Source organism: Acetivibrio saccincola (assembly GCF_002844395.1).
Taxonomy (GTDB): Bacteria; Bacillota; Clostridia; order Acetivibrionales; family Acetivibrionaceae; genus Herbivorax; species Herbivorax saccincola.
The window spans coordinates 867,607-884,656 of the sequence record NZ_CP025197.1 but is presented as its reverse complement, the minus strand read 5'-3'; the positions used below and the strand labels follow the sequence as shown (position 1 = coordinate 884,656).

The following is a 17,050-nucleotide window of genomic DNA, read 5'->3' as shown; positions in this document are numbered from 1 at the left end:
CTTTTGTTTTAGTATCCGAAAGGTATTTCCCATAGAAATGGTTCCCTAACACCCCCTAGGATAGTTTTATCATGAACGTGTGGTAATAGTTTTTCTCCTGTAACTTTATTAAAATGTGGTTTACCTGTTCCGTCAAACCTTATTTTACTTTCAAAAGGATTGGGGTTTCTTGGGTCAGTTTTTCCCCATGTTTCATAATTGGTTATTTTCCCCGTATTAGGATCTCTTTTAAATGTCGTATGAGGACCTGTAGCTTCTGCATCGGGTTTTAACTTATTACCCGATCTTCCTTTTCCATCTGCTCCCTTGCCTCCACACGCATTATGTACAAATACATCCTGCTCTGACACAAAATATGTGTGCCAGTCTTCAACTTCGAAGTTGTATACCTTTATTGGTGAATCTAAATGCTCAAACTTTAACTCCTTTATTTCTCTTCCTTCACCTGAATATAAGTATACCTTATCTCCTACTTCCATGTCACCTGCTGCTACCCAGCCTTTTCCTATTACCCAAAATGGATGGGTTGGTGTTGTCTCTATTTCTTCATCTTCTACAAACATCCTTACTATAACGCTAGTTTCATTTTCAAATACATTTGTTACTCTCTTCTAATTGCATTTTACTGCATTTTTAGAATTAATAATTTTACTATTTATTAATCTATTCCCAAAAGCTTTTTTGCATCATCTCCACTTATAGGTTTTGCTGAATTACTAGCAATTATAGTCAATGAACCATCCACTCCTAATATTTTATTATCAGACAATTCAATATGCAAATGACTAACAGGTGCACAAAAATCTTTATAATATTTAAGGATAAATGCTAAAATTACATCAACAGAATTATTACTTAAGCGTACTTTGTAACTTTTATCAATAACCTTAATTATAGAATCATTTCCCACATCTGACATGCTTATATTAACATCACAAAAAGTACTTGAAGATTTTATTGTAACAGTTTCACATAATTCTGACTTAAGTAGCTGGAGTTCCATATAAAATGAAACAATGTCTTCTGGATTTATTTCAATTATTAATTCCCAAGACTTTGATTCATAACTTTTTAATAACATCTCTCCAGTAATACTAGTATATCTTTTCACTAAAAAAACCCCTTTCATCACTACCAATATAAATGCCAGTTTTCTATTATTTCTCCTGTAATTGGATCGAGCTTCTCTAAGTGAATATGAGGTTGCCCTTTCCCATGACCTGATAATTCTCCTGGCTCACTACGATATTGCCATTTACCGTTTTGACTTCTCAGTTTATTATCTCCAATATTTACAGGATCTCTCCCAACCTTTGTTCTTGCAATTGAACGTGCTTCTCCTTGGCTGTTAAATTTCGCACCTTTTTGTGCTGTCTTATTGGATTGAAAATCTTTTGGATATTTGCCTCCACAACTATTATGTACAAATACATCCTGATCTGACACAAAGTAGGTGTGCCAGTCTTCAACTTCAAAATTGTATACCTTTATTGGTGAATCTAAATGTTCAAACTTTACCCCCTTGATTTCTTAATTAGTTAGTATTAAAATTTAAAATTACCACATTAATTAATTATAAAAAACCTAACGGTATATTTACGTAATTCTTCAAAATTATACAATTTTAGTAGTATGTTCAGATACTCACCAAAGGCTTTCTTTACCTTAAGTATGTCCCCTGAGTATATTACAAACCTGTCATCAGTTTTCAAACCTCCCTGAATCTACCCATTCTATACCTTCAACCCTGAGTGTGCTGAAATCATATAGGCGTTAGAATTAGCGTTAAAATTGTCTTTGCAACAAAGGGGTCATAATGGGAGTTGAATTTTATAAAATAACGTATTGTTTCAAAGGTTTTAGAGGAGTCATTGCTGACCCCTCTGGTTTTTAATTGAAATATGTAAAAATAGGTACAAACTCAATCATTTTGCCACGGAGCCTTGATAAGCTGTATAACTAAAGGTTTATCGCATTTATTCGCCATTCCTGCTCCATCCAAATGATAATGACTTCCCAATTGCTCATTCTCACAAAGTGTAATAATTTCTTCTACCAGTAATAGTAATCCTTCTTTATTAGCGGATAATACGATCTCATCTCTATCCGTTACTTCAATATAGCACTTACTATAAATGCCCTCTCCAAAGAGTTTTTTGTAACACATTTTCAGTTCTTTAATTTTTTCATTCAACAATTTTTCCTCCTTTAATCTGTTAGATAAATATGAATGTTGTCAGTTACTTTAAACGTCACTCTTCCATTTGGGTTAGTAATTGACTTACCAATTTCAAAATTCATATGAGGACCACCACCATGTGCACCCGTAATATCTGAATTCGTCATCCTTATCTGTCGTAATCTATCTTTCGAACGAAAAACTCCTGGTGCCACCTCTTGATACCCTGCCCCAAGAAAATTATCTGCTCCACTCAGTGCTTGATTGGTTGTCATATTTTCACCATCAATAAGGTTATTACCCCCACAGCTATTATGTACAAATACATCCTGCTCTGATACAAAATATGTGTGCCAGTCTTCAACTTCGAAGTTGTATACCTTTATTGGTGAATCTAAATGCTCAAACTTTAACTCCTTTATTTCTCTTCCTTCACCTGAATATAAGTATACCTTATCTCCTACTTCCATGTCACCTGCTGCTACCCAGCCTTTTCCTATTACCCAAAATGGATGGGTTGGTGTTGTCTCTATTTCTTCATCTTCTACAAACACCCTCACTATAACGCTAGTTTCATTTACAAATACATTTGTTACTTTCTTAAGTCCCTTCTCTCCTGTTAGTGGATCTTCCGAGTAGACTAAATCCCCTACCTCTATATCCTTAATTTCCTTATAACCATCATCCGTCTTAATCAAGGTATCCTCAGTAAAACATACCTTCCCTATTATTGTAGTCAATATTACTGTTGCTGTAAGTACAGCTAAGTATCTGGCTACCTGCTCTCGTGACACTCCTCCATTTATCATGTCAATACTTAAATTAATTGACTGATAGAGACTCCACAAGGACATAATCACTCCTATAAATGCCACCACTTCACATGCTAGTTTTTTGGCTATTGCCTTAATCCCCAATCCTAATACTGCTCCCATTCCAATACCTATGGCCGCCTCTATCCATACATCTTCCGAACACAGTGCTGCAATGTAATCCAACACTGATACTTTATTTACTATTGCAAGGTATATTCCCGTGAAAACAGGTATTGCTATGGAAGCTATTGTGGCAGTAATTGTTATCGCCGTCATTACTCCTAAAATCGAAAAGTGTCCTGACGGGTCAATTTTATTTACCGGGTCGCAATCTGCATACAGGTATTTATGCAGGGTAATTGGGTCAGTTATAATACCTCCCCATGAATCCATTGTCAGGAATCTTCCCAATGCCGGATTCATATACCTTGCTCTTAAATAGTAGAAGTTTACATTTGCATCGTACTGCTCTCCTGTAAAGAGATAGTCGTTTTCTGTTGTTCCTGTCCTGGATGTCAGCATTCCAAAGGAGTCATATGTGTATGTGTCCGTTATGTTTCCATGTATATCGGTTAATGCCCTGGTACTTCCTATTCCGTCATAGTGGTAATAACTAAAACTATCCCCTCTTTTTTGGCTTATCAAATCGTCACCGTAAACATAACTTACTGTTAAGTTGCCTTCGCCGTCCCTTTCTTCTAATACCTGGGCATACAGTCTGTTTTCATCAACCAGATAATTAGTTATATTCGTTCCGTCAACTACCTTTTGAACTCTTATACCATCCACATCATAAGCATATTCAACTGTGGATGCGTCTTTAGCTCCTGTAATTGCAACCTTTACAAGCCTGTTATTGTAATCATATGTATAGGTTACCTCTTCTCCCGTATTTGTCTTTTTAAATTTTTAAATATCTCACTACACTTCATTTATTTTAAACATCTTGACTAATCCTGGAAAAAATTAGTTTTAGCGTACAAAAAGTGTATGGCTTATTAACAGTAAAAATGTGATTGATTTATAATTTGAATTATTCAATCCATGTAATTATTGTATTATAAACTTGAATAACTACTAAGTTAATCTTTATTTACACTTATTTCTTATGTTTTAAACATCTCCACAATTTTTTATCCATATTCATAATATTTCCAATCTCTTCAATCAATGCATAATCATCTTCTGTTATAACTATTTCTTCATCTTCAATTGCACTACAAAGTTGTTCAAAAGCAATTCCCCACTCTCTATGTTCGAGATACTCTCTAATAGTTTCAATGTCGTTATGTGGTAAATTATTTCTTTTCGCAATAACTAAAATTTTATTAAAGTCCATGTAACATCCTCCTTAATATATAGGAAAGGCAGTAATTATGTCTATACCATCTGTTATAACTTTTATTTTTATACCATCCCTTATACCAACAACCTCATATCTTTGTATACTATTAATAACTCTTCCTTTTTTTTAAATTATTTCCGGTTCTGTTGCAATATCAGACACATTATGCATTACCTTATTAGCATCCCATGATTCTGGGAATACCGATTTACCGGACTTTCCAGGCCACAAATGTCCTCCACCTGTTTCATCCCATAAAGAATATGGTTTGTTCTAGAATCGCTTGCTAAATTTACAAATTCTTCAGGTTTTTCCGTTCCCTTACCCTTACAACTATTATGTACAAATACATCCTGCTCTGATACAAAGTAGGTATGCCAGTCTTCAACTTCAAAATTATATACTTTTATTGGTGTATCTAAATACTCAAACTTTACTTCCTTTACTTCTTTTCCTTCTCCTGAATATAAGTATACCTTATCTCCTGCTTCTATGTCACCTGCTGCTACCCAGCCTTTTCCTATTACCCAAAACGTATGGGTCGGTGTTGTCTCTATTTCTTCATCTCCTACATAAATCCTTACTATAACGCTGGTTTCATTTACAAATACCTTCGTTACTTTTTAAGTCTCTTTTCCCTAGTTATAGAGTCTTCTTCCGAACATAGAACTGCAAGGTATACTCCCGTGAAAATAGATATTGCTATAGAAGCTATTGCAGTAGTAACCGTTATCGCCGTCATTACTCCTAAAATTAAGAAGTATCCTGGCTGGCCAATTTTTTTCACCAGGTCCAAATCTACATACAGGTATTTATGTTTACAACACATAATTATAGACAAAAGAAAGCTATAACACCGTTATTAGCTATGCAAGGGTTAATAATTATCCACATAAGCTTATATGATGTTATAGCTTTCCTTTTTGATATATTGCCTCAGATATACAATTACTTTAACTGTTTCCCTCTACAATACATTAGAACATATTCATTAATATAAATTCCTTTGTTTTGAAATCTACCTCCTCGTCCTTGTTCTAATTCTGTATTAGCAATAATTTCAGCGGCTTCATACTTTTTCATATTAATATAAGCCAGCATTTTAAGTAGCTTCTCATCCATTATTCCTTCTTGTTTTAAAACATAGGAATCAAAACTACCATATTCGGATAAGATTTTATTTATAATTATTTTACTCTGAATATTAAAGTCATTAATCGCCTCGATACAAACTAGTTCCGCTTCATTTATGTTTGTTATTGTATATGTTTTTTCGTCCCACTGTATGGAAGGTGCAACATATGCACCATTTGCTCTTAAGCTGTCTTTTTGGAATGCGTTCTCTTTCATGTCTATAACATCCCAAAATATATTATCGTAGCAGTATAGCTTAATATTGTACCGAAGAGTTAATTTGTACTGATTATAACTGAAATGCACAAAGTATATCGCACTTATAAAATAATCATCGAGTTTTTTATAAATGCTGTTTGATACCAATTTGCATTCTGCTCGGCTTACATTTTGTTTAATACCACGCTTTACTGCCTTCTGGATTTCTTTTAAAACTTCCTTTTCCTCTTTTGTCATCTTATCACTCCTCAAAATTATACAACTATTGTTTCAATAGTAATGTGATTTTTTTTAAGCTGTTCATTGACTACATTAATAAACTTCAAGCAATTTGAAGACAATTCATATTTAAAGTGGATTTCAATACAATAATGCTCAAATTGCTTATTGGGGTATACCTCTTTATACTGCTCAGTTTCCAAAAAATTTATATAAGCATTAATCTTATTTTGCAAATGAATTATATGCTCATACTCATTTGTCCAATCAAGATGGTCTGTAATAAGTAGCATAAGTTTATTACCATCTTTGCTTATTCCTATACCATCAACTTTGTTAATATCAACTACTGACATAACTACTCCTTTCATCAATCAGATTTTTTTATGGTCTAACTATTATCACCTCTATTCCAGGAGATATTTGATAACCTCCAGTAAACATCCCTTTTTCTTTGCCAACAACGGTACCTCCACCACTAAACAATTCAGGAAATCCAATTTTTTGGTTTTGTGTTAACGGTGCTGTAGTCGACGATTTAAACTCATTTATAACAATATTTCCATTTGCATCTAACCCAATTGCATCAACTCGTATTTTTGTTCCATTAGATGTTTTAATTGTAATTTGTTCTACAGCATTTGTATTGTTGCTACTAAACTTGGCAAATTCCTGCTGCTCAAAGGCTCTTCCTTGTGCACGATTATTTGCCAATACATCAGCTTGTGAACTTCCATTAGAATTACTCTTTCCCTTACAACTATTATGTACAAATACATCCAGCTCTGATACAAAGTATGTATGCCAGTCTTCAACTTCAAAGTTATATACCTTTATTGGCGTATCTAAATACTCAAACCTTACTTCCTTTACTTCTCTTCCTTCTCCTGAATATAAGTATACCTTATCTCCTGCTTCTATGTCACCTGCTGCTACCCATCCCTTTCCTATTACCCAAAACGGATGGGTGGGTGTTGTTTCTATTTCTTCATCTCCTGCATAAATCCTTACTATAACGCTGGTTTCATTTACAAATATATTAGTTACCCTCTTTAGTCCTTTTTCTCCTGTCAGCGGGTCTTCTGAGTAAACTAAATCCCCTACCTCTATATCTTTGATTTCTTTATAGCCGTCCTCCGTCTTAATAAGGGTATCCTCAGTGAAGCATACCTTTCCTATTATTGTAGTCAGTATTACCGTTGCCGTAAGTACTGCCAGGTATCTGGCTACCTGCTCCCGTGATACCCCTCCCTTTATCATATTAATACTTAAATCAATTGACTGGTAAAGGCTCCACAGGGACATAATCACTCCTATAAATGCCACCACTTCACATGCTAGTTTTTTGGCTATTGCCTTAATCCCCAATCCTAATACTGCTCCCATTCCAATACCTATGGCCGCCTCTATCCATACATCTTCCGAACACAGTGCTGAAATGTAATCCAACACTGATACTTTATTTACTATTGTAAGGTATATTCCTGCAAAAACAGGTAATGCAATAGCTGCTATTGAGACTGTATACGTTACAAGTGCCAAGGTTCCTAAAATCGAAAAATGTCCTGACGGGTCGATTTTGTTCACCGGGTCACAATCTGCATACAGGTATTTATGCAGGGTAATTGGGTCAGTTATAATACCTCCCCATGAATCCATAGTCAGGAATCTTCCCAATGCCGGATTCATATACCTTGCCCTCAAATAGTAGAAGTTTACATTTGCATCGTACTGCTCTCCTGTAAAGAGATAGTCGTTTTCTGTTGTTCCTGTCCTGGATGTCAGCATTCCAAAGGAGTCATATGTGTATGTGTCCGTTATGTTTCCATGTATATCGGTTAATGCCCTGGTACTTCCTATTCCGTCATAGTGGTAATAACTAAAACTATCCCCTCTTTTTTGGCTTATCAAATCGTCACCGTAAATATAGCTTACTGTTAAGTTGCCTTCGCCGTCCCTTTCTTCTAATACCTGGGCATACAGTCTGTTTTCATCAACCAGATAATTAGTTACCTCTATACCGTCAACTACCTTTTGAACTCTTATGCCATCTACATTATAAGCATATTCAACTGTGGATGCGTCTTTAGCACCTGTAATATTAACTTTTGTAAGCCTGTTATTGTAATCATATGTATATGTTACTTCTTCTCCCGTTTTTGTCTTTTTAGACAGTGTGTTTCCGTTTTTGTCATAGGTATAGACAGTCTGCCCTTCGGTTATAAGCCTGTTGTTTTCGTCATATGTGTATTCTGTCACCACACCGTTTACGGATTTTGAAAGCCTGTTTCCAACTGCATCATATGTATACTCTATTATTGTCTTGTCTCCGTCAGGGTTTTCTATTTCCTCTTTAATTAATTTGTAAGTATCATCATATGTGTATTTTATTACCCTTCCGTTGTTTTCTTCCGTCCTGATTCTGTTGCCTGCAGGACCAAGGGTATATTTATACGATGAAATTATTTCCCCTGCTTCATTGCGGTTTAGCAGGGATATCAATCTGCTTAAATAGTCATATTCATATTCGGTTGTTGTTTTATTAGGATAAGTAACGCTTTTTCTGTTGCCTATGGCATCGTATGTATAAGTAGTTGTGTTTCCGTCCGGGTCTGTAACGGACTTTAGCCTGTTTAACTCATCATATGTGTAATATGTGGTGCCTGACGGAACGGTAACACTTGTACAATTGCCGGCTTTGTCGTATGTATACGTTATTTGGGTTCCATCCGGATTTATTTGTTTTATTAATCTGTCCATCAGGTCATATTCATAATAGGTAGTACCCCTTTCATCAGTAACTGACTCCCTTTGTCCTGAAAGGGTGTATGTGTAAACTTCACTCTTTCCGTCAGGATATGTTTTCTTTATCAGGTTTCCATCGACATCGTATTCAAATTCTATTTTATTGCCGTTAAAATCTGTTTTTGACGTTACCCTGCCTTCACCATCATATGTGATTACTTCTTCATAGCCTAACGGTAGTATTTGCTTTGTTACATTTCCTATTTTGTCATATTCAAATCTCACTTTGTTTCCATTGGCATCCGTCTGGGAAATTCTATTTCCCTTAGCATCATACTCAAAGCAGGTTTCATTTCCTAACGGGTCAATAACCTTTGTAACCCTTCCTGCTGCATCATATTCATAAACCGTAATTAACCCTGCCTGATCCCGCTCTGATATTTTTTGACCTATGCTGTTGTATTCATAAGATGTATAAGTGCCGTCCGGGAAAATAGTTCTTACCGGGTTATTGTCGCTGTCGTATTCAAAGGTAATAACATTTCCGTTGGCATCAATCATTTTTGTCCTGTTGCCGTTTTTGTCATACTCATATTTTGTCACGTTTCCAAGGGCGTCAATAACTTCAGTTGTATTGCCAACTTCATCATACTTATATTTTGTTACATTTCCCCGCTCATCTTTTACGGATATTATCCTGCCTAACGGGTCATATTCATTTTCAACACAAGAACCGTCAGGGTTTATAGTCTTTATCAACCTTCCCAGTTTATCATACTCATACCTTGTGGTTCTGCCCAATCTGTCCGTTGATGAAGTCTCTCTTCCTTCTGCATCATAAGTAGACTTTTCAGTGGTACCGTCAGCATATCTAACAAGTATAAGATTTCCAAAGGCATCATACTCATATTCCGTTCTGTTGCCGGTTTTATCAATAAGGGCTGATTGCTGTCCTGCCGCATTGTACTCAATTCTTATACTTTTTCCGTTGCCGTCAATCATTCCTATAAGCCGGTTCATTGAGTCATAAATATATTCTGTCTTAATTTCTTTTCCGGTAACTTTGTCAATCTCTGTTTTTGACGTCATACAACCATTACTGTTATATTTGTATAAAACTTCATTTCCGTTGGCATCCGTTTCGGAAATTTTATTTCCCATTGAATCATATTTATAACTCTTCGTATTGCCTTCAGGGTCTGTTTCTGAAATTAAATTACCTCTGCTGTCGTACTTGTAAACGGTTTCTTTACTTGCGATATCATTTCCTATCGCTTCTATTCTTTTAGCCATAAAGGTTTCGGACGGAGTATTTCTTGCATAATCTCCCAACAGTTCGGAGATGGTGTTTAGAAATGTGCTTTTTCCGTTTGCTCCTGTTCCATAAAGGACGAATAAGGCTTGCTCTGAAATATCTCCGCTTAAAGATGAGCCTACAGCTTTTTGAAGGTATCTTACAAGCTCGTTGCTTCCTCCCGTAATGGTATTCAGAAAATCCATCCATCTGGGAGCCTTGCTGCTTGGTTTATATTCAACAGGGCAGATTTTGCTCATATAGTACTCCCGCTTATGAGGAAGGAGCTCCCCTGTCTTTAAATTTACGACACCATTCTTACAGTTCAGCTTCCATATATCTGCATCCAGCTCATCTGGCATGATTACCAAGCCTTCAAGGTTTGAAGCAACATCAATCATGGCTTTAAGCCTGCCTGCGTTTTCAGACTGCATGGCATGGCGCACTAATTCTTTCCTCATGGCTTCATCTTCTATCCGGCTTGCTTCTGCGAGCATGTCTCTTGCTGTTTTTATAGCAAACTGCATAAGTTCTCCGGTTTCTCTCTTCCAGCAGCAACCGTCATATACCAACCAGTATTTGAAAGCCGGACAATACCTTATGATTGAACCAAACCGGTCACGCAGCCTTTCTGCATTACCGCTGTCTGTCCTGTGGTAATGCTTCTTCATCGGAGGATTTGGCTGGTATCGGCTGACACTGTGCGCTATCTTTTTAACTTCCGCTTCATCAAGCGGAGGATTGCACCTTGCGTTGTTTTCAGCAAGCAATGCTGCATAGATGCTCTCTTCTGTCATTCCTCTTGCCCTCATGGTTCCTGCAAGGCTTGTCAGGGTACTGTTTCGGCTGCCTTCCTTAATCTCGGCTGCAATACTGCTACCTTCAAAGGGTGTAAGCAATACTTCCACCCTTTCCATGAGCTTTAATAACCATGCTGGAGCTTCTGCCGGGGTTCTGTCAAAGGGAGAATGATCCTTTATCCATTCATACCGATTACCGCTTACATGAATGCTTGGAGATACGACAATCAGTCCACCTGTTGAACGGGTATCAAGTCCCGGTGCGAACTTTGTTTTATTAGGAATGCTCCTGCATTGAGGGTATTTAAAGATATAATGACGACCACCACTTCCTGTAACAGCAGTTACAGTGTTCTTAAGTTTTCCATGTATTGCCTCAAGTGCAGATAGGGTTTCATTGCCGCCATCGTCCACATCAAGCACCAGCCAGCCGGACTTGTCACCTGTAGGAATGCCTATATTGGCATTGGGTGTTTTCGTCCATCATTTCTTTATTTGCTCAACATCAGTAGTGGAATTCTTGTACCAGCCGGTATATAGCGGATGCTTTCCCTTGCTGTCGCAATCACTCCCTGCCTTGCAGGAGCAGGAGCCATCCGCACAAATCCAGTGCAGAGGTATAACCGGGATATTGGCTTCTGCATATTTTAATGCTGCGTCCATCATTGTCACTTTCAAATTCTCACCTCCTCCGAGAACATAAATAGAGCCTTACAAATAGTTTTTAAGACTATCTGCCAGGCTCTATAGGTGAGTCATTCGCTCCCTTTGTGGCTCTGTGCCAGATTTATTCACTTTTTACCCCGCCTTTTTCTCCAGCTTTACTTCAAAAACCTTTCTGCACACCAGGCATTTGATTTCAACATCAGCATAATCGGCATCAAATACCCTGTGATTGCAATGAGGGCAGCGTACAATGTACTTTTTCTTACTCACCTGCCTTCACCTCCGGTTTTTTTGGTTTCATGAGGCTTGCCATCTTCATCATCACTGGCTCTAATATCTCTCCAACCATGTAATGAACCGTTGGTGAGTAATTCTCCTTTGTTTCGTCAAACAACTTGGAAAGAAGGTCGTAGAGATTCTTTATGTCCTCTTCTGTGGCATCTGCTGTGCTGATTTCAATGAAAATCTTTGTTCCGTCACGCTTGGCGATATGGTCGATCACATACTTCTCCAGAGCGTATCTTGCTATGCTTGATGTGGTAACGCTTGCTTCCGGCATCTGAGCCTGAAGCTCATTAATGATGGCATCCAATTCATCCGACTGCCTTTTTGTAAGCCTTACCCGTAACATACTATCCTTTTCTGTAGACACTATTGCACCTCCTGTATTTCTTGTTGGTTTTATCGTATTACAATGTATTGCATTTTGTCAAGCATAAGTAAAAAGAAACCCGGCTTACCGTTTTATTGGCTTGCCTGGTAGGTTTTATCTCATATTATCAGTGTATACAAGAATGAAACCACTTCAGCCGAAATTGTGTGGCCTGAAATATTAGGCCTTTTCAAGCTTTTTTATTGCTTTTCGCGCTTCATTTCTGATCCATTTAATTTTATATGTTATAAATGGTTCAATATACTTTATTAAGTCCTTATCTCCAGTTTTTGAAATGCCTGAGATTGCGTGTCCAACTACATCATCATCATTTAGTAATTTTACTAATACAGATTTTACATCTTCTCTTTTAAACGCCCCTAAACCATCAACTATCATTTGTCGTGCAATACCGTGCTCCTTTTCTTGTGCTATTTTAATCATTTCTGGTAAAGATTCCTCATCTGCGATAATTGATAGACTGTTGCCAATTGCCCACTTAAAACTAACATTGTTTGATTTATAGAATTCACTAATTAATGGCTTAGCAGCTTCGACAAAGCCTTTCACCCCTAAGCATCTTACTATAAATTCCTTATCACTTTCATCAGTGACTTCATTCAAGTGTTTTAGAAGTATAGGAACTAAGTCCCTATACTTCATATTGATTTTCATTAAATCATTGATATTAGTGATTTCAACACCTTTTTCTCTAACCTCTTGAATTAACTTTTCTTTATCAAGTCTTCCCATATGCATCCTCCAAACTACTGACCAATATACTTTAGTATTATTTCACCATTTTTAATTGCCTCCTGAAGTGGTCCTGATAATTTTGCTCCTGGTCTTACTTCAAGAATAAATTGGTACCCATTCTGCTTTGCCCATGCATTAAAATCTTTTAGCTGATTTGTATAGCTTTGGCTACTAACATTTTTAATTTCTCTTAATATTTTTTGGTCATGCAAAAGCTCATCAGGAATTCTGTATTTTGCAGTACCAGATAAGGACGGTATTCGTTGTTTAGGATTTATGATTCCCGCTGCTGCTTCTCCCTCTTTCCCAAGCTGCCGTGCTAAATCTGTACCAGTACTACGCGTTCCCTCACTACAAGGACTATATCTATTATATAATTCCTGCTACCATAACTCAATCAAAAAAGAATTTTCTTCCATCGCTTTACTTCCAGAATATGAAATCAGTTCTTGTCATCAACCTTTTCATATGGCCTGTATTCAGTCTTAGTTTTCATCATGCCGTAAATTATCCTCACAAGCCGCCTTGCCACGCACACAAGCGCCTGTGGCTTGTTCTTGCCCTCTTTAACTTTCTGCTCAAAATACTCCCTGAATACCGGGTGTCTTGGCTTTCCTGAGGCCGATACTGCTACCATCTGGATTGCGAGAAAGTGAAATATCGCATTTAGTGCCCTGTTGCCATTCCTGCATCTTTGGTCTTTACCCTTTCCGGCAGAGCTGAATTGCACCGGTGCCAAGCCCATAAACCGAGCCAGCTTGTCTGAGTCAGGGAAACGGTTAATATCCCCGATTTCAGATATTATTTGCGCTTCTGTAACAAGGTCGATTCCCGGCATTGTATGTAGCTTATAGCCTGTCAAAGGTATCAGCTTTCTTAGTTCATCGTCAATTTCGGCAATCAACTCCTTGTTGTGCCTGATATCCTTTACGATGTTTCTGACTATAAAATCTCTTTCGGGCTGATAGTCCTTTCTTGTGTCTCCATCCCTTTCAATCATGGATATAATCTCATGAATGCGCTGTATTTTAAGTGCCTGATGCACCGGCTTTATTGTGTGATATATTTCTTCCGGTGTTGTGTTCCATATATACTCTGGTGACGGGTAGTTCTCCCAGAAACATAAGGCACTCTTGGAATCAATTATGGCAAAGAATTTCCTGTAAGACGGGTAGCTATAAGCAAGCTGGCTGTGGAGCTGGTTCTTGTTCATCACATTGCTCTTTACAATCAAATCCCGCCTTTTAACTATCTGCCGTATTGTCCAGAATATATCCTCATGTTTGGCATCCTGCAGAGTGTCTACCATATCCCGAAGAACCCTTGCCACACAATAGGCATCATAGGAGTCATCCTTGTAAATGATAGGGTTTGCAAGCCTTACAGCGCTTGTATATGCAGGGTTTACGTGCTTGACTTCAAACTTCCTGCCCACCAGATAGGCAGCAAGGTTTCTGCCAAAGCCTCTGGTATCTTCAAGTCCGAATACAATTTCCTTTGTCCCGCAAATCTTCCTAACATCCTCAACGAATGCAGGGTATCTGGATGGTCTGTTTTCAAAGTTAATCTCACCCAGTTTATTCATCCAGCAATCTATAACAACTGCACAGTGGGTATCCTTGTGCATATCAATTCCAACAAAGCAGGTGTTTCGTTTATGATAAATATTTATCCTCTCCTTTTCCAATGTCTCCACCACTCATACCGGCAACCTCAATTTAAGAGCGTTAGATTCGATTAGGGACATTTCTTGTAAAGAAGTGTCCTTCAACCTTAATCCTCGCAAGGGAACGCCAACCTATCTATTCCTGGTGTGACAAATTACGTGATTTAAGGCATCACGAGCCTTAGTTCATTTGATTTCAAAGGTCTTTTACTGCTTCGCATGGACACAAATTTCTTAACATTTCTGACTGATATAACTTCTGTACTTATAACTGCTGCAACCGCAACAAAATCCTCTTTATTTGCCCTTTCTGTTTCAACAAAGCTTACGGCTGCAACCTACGCTTTTACGTTTCAGGGAGCAATACAGAGTTCTTTTACTGGCTGCTAAACCTTCTTCCAGCCTTTTGCTTTTAGGCTTTCAGGTGTGTAATCATCCGGCCTGCAGTTCTCCATGGCTTTTCTGCACTTGATGTTTTCGTACAGAATAGAATCCCCTTTGAGAACCAGTTTCTTTATCCAGCCGCTGGGCAACGATTTTTCCCATACTTCACTTTGAATACTGGTAAAATACAACTCCAGAGCCCTTTCAATAATGGCATTGGCACCAGACAAACCCTCTTGTTTAGCAAGTACCTTGGCTTGATTTAATAAGGCTTCCTCTATGGTTGTGGTAATCTTTGCTCTCACGCTTTCACCCCTTCCTACGGTTAAAGCCTTTATTCCGCAGTAACATTCATCACTCTGAACCACTGATATAGCAAGTCAATTCTACTCATGAATCCAGTATTCTTAAGAGTTTCAAGAGATTAAAGCATACCAGTGGGTAAGGTCACTACCCCTGTCAAAAGCCTTTCTCAGCAGGAGCAGCACTTCCAATTTGCTCATTTCACCCTAAGTATTGCTTATGCTCAAATTGGGTTCTGTGGCAATGAAATAAGTATTCACTCATTTACCCCAAAACTGGGTTCAGTGATGACTTTGGATAAAATTTCAGCAGACTATCTCGCTTCCAGAGCTACTGCCCATGAGAGCGTTGCTCCGTTTTTCGGTGTTATAGGTTTATCCCAGGTTCCCTGACCATCTACACGCACAATCACTCTGTAGTCGGTCATATCCTCCATCCAGCCGGGAACATTGGAACGGTCAAGAGCAATCTCTTTCCTCATGCCTATGGCATACTGAGAAAGATCTGCTAGAATTAAATCTCCCTTAGCACCCAATGCGGGGCATTTCTCAGTGAATAAAACCTCTTTACCCAGAAGTGTGAATTTCCCGCTCTCTTCCCTGAATACCGGTATCTGAGCGCCACCGGTACCAATGGTGATAGTCATGGTAAGTAGTTGTGGTATTACCGATGGATTGGCGAGCCATACCGCATTGGTAAAACAGGACGGAGCAAGCCTTGAGAACATATTGACAACATTCTGATAGGTAATTGTAGCTGGTTCTTGAGAGTCCTCTTTATTTACAGTAATCAGCGCCGGGTCATTTATAATACCAAGAGGCTGGCCTTCACCGGTTCCATTGATAAATGCATAGTCCATGTACCAGCCCAAGCCTTTAATGAGTGCTCCAGCTAACATTTCTTCAAAGGACATCCCATCTGCAATAAGTTCATTGGATGCCTGTGAGAAACAAGCCAGCTTCTTGGCTTTTAACTGGATCAGCCTTAGCTTGGCTGTTTTTCGTGTGCCTGTCTGCCCTTCCTCCATCCATTCTCCTGAGATACCGCCGAATAGGTGATTGGTCCTGTCTGCTCCATCGAAGGCTGGTACTTTCTTTGTTTCACTTCCCATTGCCCATACTGTTGCTCTGGGACGGATGATTTCATTCTCCAGGGATTTATCCATCAGGAAGGCTCCGTATTCCTCCGGTACGGAATATCCGCCGAATTCAGGTATCCCTTCCACCATACTGGCATTTATTAGCCTGTTGTCGGCTCTGCCTGAGTGAAGTGTTCTCAGGAATTCATCCATGGAATGAAAACCATTGTTGCTTAAGCTCACAGTTTCGTTTCCATAGAACATCCCTCTGAATGATTTTGATACGGCTTTTGTTACAGGTGTTTTTGATTCTTCAATAGGAGATACAGCTTTTTGTGGTGTAATTAGAATTGGCTCAGAGGTTCTGATATTTAATAATTCCTCATCAATGCTTTCATTAATGCTCTTTATTTTGTCTGTGTAGCGATTAAACTGTCGCTCCTGTTCCTTCGTCAAACTTCCACCCGCTTTTTCAGCTTCCTGCAAAATGGCTTCTGCTTTTTTCACCAATTGCTTTTTCTCATGTACCAAATCTGCTATAAATCTCATGTTTAAACCTCCATTTTCATAATTGTTTTTTTGTTAATATGGTCTGGGGTTAATACCCCGTTTGAACCTGCGTTTTTTTACGCGGTGCTGCCAGCCCGTTGCCCTTATGCTTTACTGTAGAGATTTGACCTCCCCCTCCCCTCTGCATCAGGGTACTGAGATTTTACTGACGTACTGACTCTTACTGACTCTTTTTTCATAAATTTCACATAAGAAAAAATATATATAAAAATTTACGGAATTGAC

Annotated in this window: 18 protein-coding genes and 3 pseudogenes; all 21 read right to left on the bottom strand. The window is 38.1% G+C overall.

The window, feature by feature from the left end; genetic code table 11:
- Positions 1-8: 8 nt before the first annotated feature.
- The 21 genes and pseudogenes from HVS_RS04020 to HVS_RS03920 all read right to left on the bottom strand — a co-directional run bounded on the left by HVS_RS04020 (position 9) and on the right by HVS_RS03920 (position 16,804).
- Complete coding sequence (locus HVS_RS04020; RefSeq protein WP_101299482.1) at positions 9-563, bottom strand: polymorphic toxin-type HINT domain-containing protein; 555 nt, start codon at positions 561-563, stop codon at positions 9-11.
- A gap of 95 nt (positions 564-658) precedes the next feature.
- Entirely contained in the window at positions 659-1,111 is a 453-nt protein-coding gene (locus HVS_RS04015; protein WP_159063377.1) for a hypothetical protein, read from the bottom strand.
- Positions 1,112-1,131: 20 nt separating this feature from the next.
- On the bottom strand, positions 1,132-1,446 hold the full coding sequence (locus HVS_RS04010) for a hypothetical protein (RefSeq protein ID WP_235827558.1): 315 nt from the start codon (positions 1,444-1,446) through the stop codon (positions 1,132-1,134).
- Positions 1,447-1,491 (bottom strand): annotated as a pseudogene (locus HVS_RS17010) (hypothetical protein); the annotation flags it as partial.
- 74 nt (positions 1,492-1,565) lie between these two features.
- Entirely contained in the window at positions 1,566-1,712 is a 147-nt protein-coding gene (locus HVS_RS16465; RefSeq protein WP_159063376.1) for a hypothetical protein, read from the bottom strand.
- A gap of 209 nt (positions 1,713-1,921) precedes the next feature.
- Positions 1,922-2,194 carry an Imm32 family immunity protein gene (locus tag HVS_RS04005; protein ID WP_101299476.1) on the bottom strand — a complete coding sequence of 91 codons (273 nt, stop codon included), beginning with the start codon at positions 2,192-2,194 and terminating at the stop codon, positions 1,922-1,924.
- Positions 2,195-2,208: 14 nt separating this feature from the next.
- Positions 2,209-3,783: a polymorphic toxin-type HINT domain-containing protein gene (locus HVS_RS04000; RefSeq protein ID WP_242971671.1), complete on the bottom strand. Its 1,575-nt coding sequence runs from the start codon at positions 3,781-3,783 to the stop codon at positions 2,209-2,211.
- A gap of 310 nt (positions 3,784-4,093) precedes the next feature.
- On the bottom strand, positions 4,094-4,333 hold the full coding sequence (locus HVS_RS03995; protein ID WP_101299474.1) for a MafI family immunity protein: 240 nt from the start codon (positions 4,331-4,333) through the stop codon (positions 4,094-4,096).
- A gap of 371 nt (positions 4,334-4,704) precedes the next feature.
- Positions 4,705-4,917 (bottom strand): annotated as a pseudogene (locus HVS_RS17005) (polymorphic toxin-type HINT domain-containing protein); the annotation flags it as partial.
- Positions 4,918-4,955: 38 nt separating this feature from the next.
- Positions 4,956-5,168 (bottom strand): hypothetical protein, encoded by a 213-nt coding sequence (locus HVS_RS16460; RefSeq protein WP_159063375.1) that lies wholly within the window; start codon positions 5,166-5,168, stop codon positions 4,956-4,958.
- A gap of 119 nt (positions 5,169-5,287) precedes the next feature.
- Positions 5,288-5,929 carry a hypothetical protein gene (locus tag HVS_RS03985; RefSeq protein ID WP_101299471.1) on the bottom strand — a complete coding sequence of 214 codons (642 nt, stop codon included), beginning with the start codon at positions 5,927-5,929 and terminating at the stop codon, positions 5,288-5,290.
- A 17-nt stretch (positions 5,930-5,946) separates the two neighbouring features.
- The gene (locus tag HVS_RS03980; RefSeq protein ID WP_101304062.1) at positions 5,947-6,267 is read right to left on the bottom strand and encodes a DUF6572 domain-containing protein; all 321 of its coding nucleotides are present in this window, start codon (positions 6,265-6,267) and stop codon (positions 5,947-5,949) included.
- A gap of 28 nt (positions 6,268-6,295) precedes the next feature.
- Positions 6,296-9,658, bottom strand: coding sequence for a polymorphic toxin-type HINT domain-containing protein (locus tag HVS_RS17610; protein ID WP_423230880.1), 3,363 nt, complete (start codon positions 9,656-9,658; stop codon positions 6,296-6,298).
- 45 nt (positions 9,659-9,703) lie between these two features.
- Positions 9,704-11,413: pseudogene (locus tag HVS_RS17605) on the bottom strand (phage/plasmid primase, P4 family); the annotation flags it as partial.
- A 135-nt stretch (positions 11,414-11,548) separates the two neighbouring features.
- Positions 11,549-11,686, bottom strand: coding sequence for a hypothetical protein (locus HVS_RS16675; RefSeq protein WP_169926535.1), 138 nt, complete (start codon positions 11,684-11,686; stop codon positions 11,549-11,551).
- A complete protein-coding gene (locus HVS_RS03945; RefSeq protein WP_101299469.1) occupies positions 11,679-12,068 on the bottom strand; it encodes a cytochrome P450 family protein in 390 nt (129 codons plus the stop codon). The genes HVS_RS16675 and HVS_RS03945 overlap by 8 nt, the downstream gene beginning before the upstream one ends.
- 180 nt (positions 12,069-12,248) lie before the next feature.
- Positions 12,249-12,821, bottom strand: coding sequence for a HEAT repeat domain-containing protein (locus tag HVS_RS03940; RefSeq protein WP_101299467.1), 573 nt, complete (start codon positions 12,819-12,821; stop codon positions 12,249-12,251).
- Between the two features lie 14 nt (positions 12,822-12,835).
- Positions 12,836-13,084 carry a putative toxin gene (locus tag HVS_RS03935; RefSeq protein WP_235827755.1) on the bottom strand — a complete coding sequence of 83 codons (249 nt, stop codon included), beginning with the start codon at positions 13,082-13,084 and terminating at the stop codon, positions 12,836-12,838.
- 182 nt (positions 13,085-13,266) lie between these two features.
- Positions 13,267-14,523 (bottom strand): IS110 family RNA-guided transposase, encoded by a 1,257-nt coding sequence (locus tag HVS_RS03930; protein ID WP_101299463.1) that lies wholly within the window; start codon positions 14,521-14,523, stop codon positions 13,267-13,269.
- Between the two features lie 353 nt (positions 14,524-14,876).
- A complete protein-coding gene (locus tag HVS_RS03925) occupies positions 14,877-15,179 on the bottom strand; it encodes a hypothetical protein (RefSeq protein ID WP_192876523.1) in 303 nt (100 codons plus the stop codon).
- Between the two features lie 311 nt (positions 15,180-15,490).
- Positions 15,491-16,804 (bottom strand): phage major capsid protein, encoded by a 1,314-nt coding sequence (locus HVS_RS03920; protein ID WP_101299459.1) that lies wholly within the window; start codon positions 16,802-16,804, stop codon positions 15,491-15,493.
- Positions 16,805-17,050: the final 246 nt, after the last annotated feature.

What these genes read in the sequence shown, in the direction of transcription:
- HVS_RS04020 (WP_101299482.1), bottom strand. Translation starts at nt 563, where the DNA reads ATGTTTGTAGAAGATGAAGAAATAGAGACAACACCAACCCATCCATTT.
- HVS_RS03995 (WP_101299474.1), bottom strand. Translation starts at nt 4,333, where the DNA reads ATGGACTTTAATAAAATTTTAGTTATTGCGAAAAGAAATAATTTACCA.
- HVS_RS16460 (WP_159063375.1), bottom strand. Translation starts at nt 5,168, where the DNA reads ATGTGTTGTAAACATAAATACCTGTATGTAGATTTGGACCTGGTGAAA.
- HVS_RS03985 (WP_101299471.1), bottom strand. Translation starts at nt 5,929, where the DNA reads ATGACAAAAGAGGAAAAGGAAGTTTTAAAAGAAATCCAGAAGGCAGTA.
- HVS_RS03980 (WP_101304062.1), bottom strand. Translation starts at nt 6,267, where the DNA reads ATGTCAGTAGTTGATATTAACAAAGTTGATGGTATAGGAATAAGCAAA.
- HVS_RS17610 (WP_423230880.1), bottom strand. Translation starts at nt 9,658, where the DNA reads ATGATTGACGGCAACGGAAAAAGTATAAGAATTGAGTACAATGCGGCA.
- HVS_RS03940 (WP_101299467.1), bottom strand. Translation starts at nt 12,821, where the DNA reads ATGGGAAGACTTGATAAAGAAAAGTTAATTCAAGAGGTTAGAGAAAAA.
- HVS_RS03920 (WP_101299459.1), bottom strand. Translation starts at nt 16,804, where the DNA reads ATGAGATTTATAGCAGATTTGGTACATGAGAAAAAGCAATTGGTGAAA.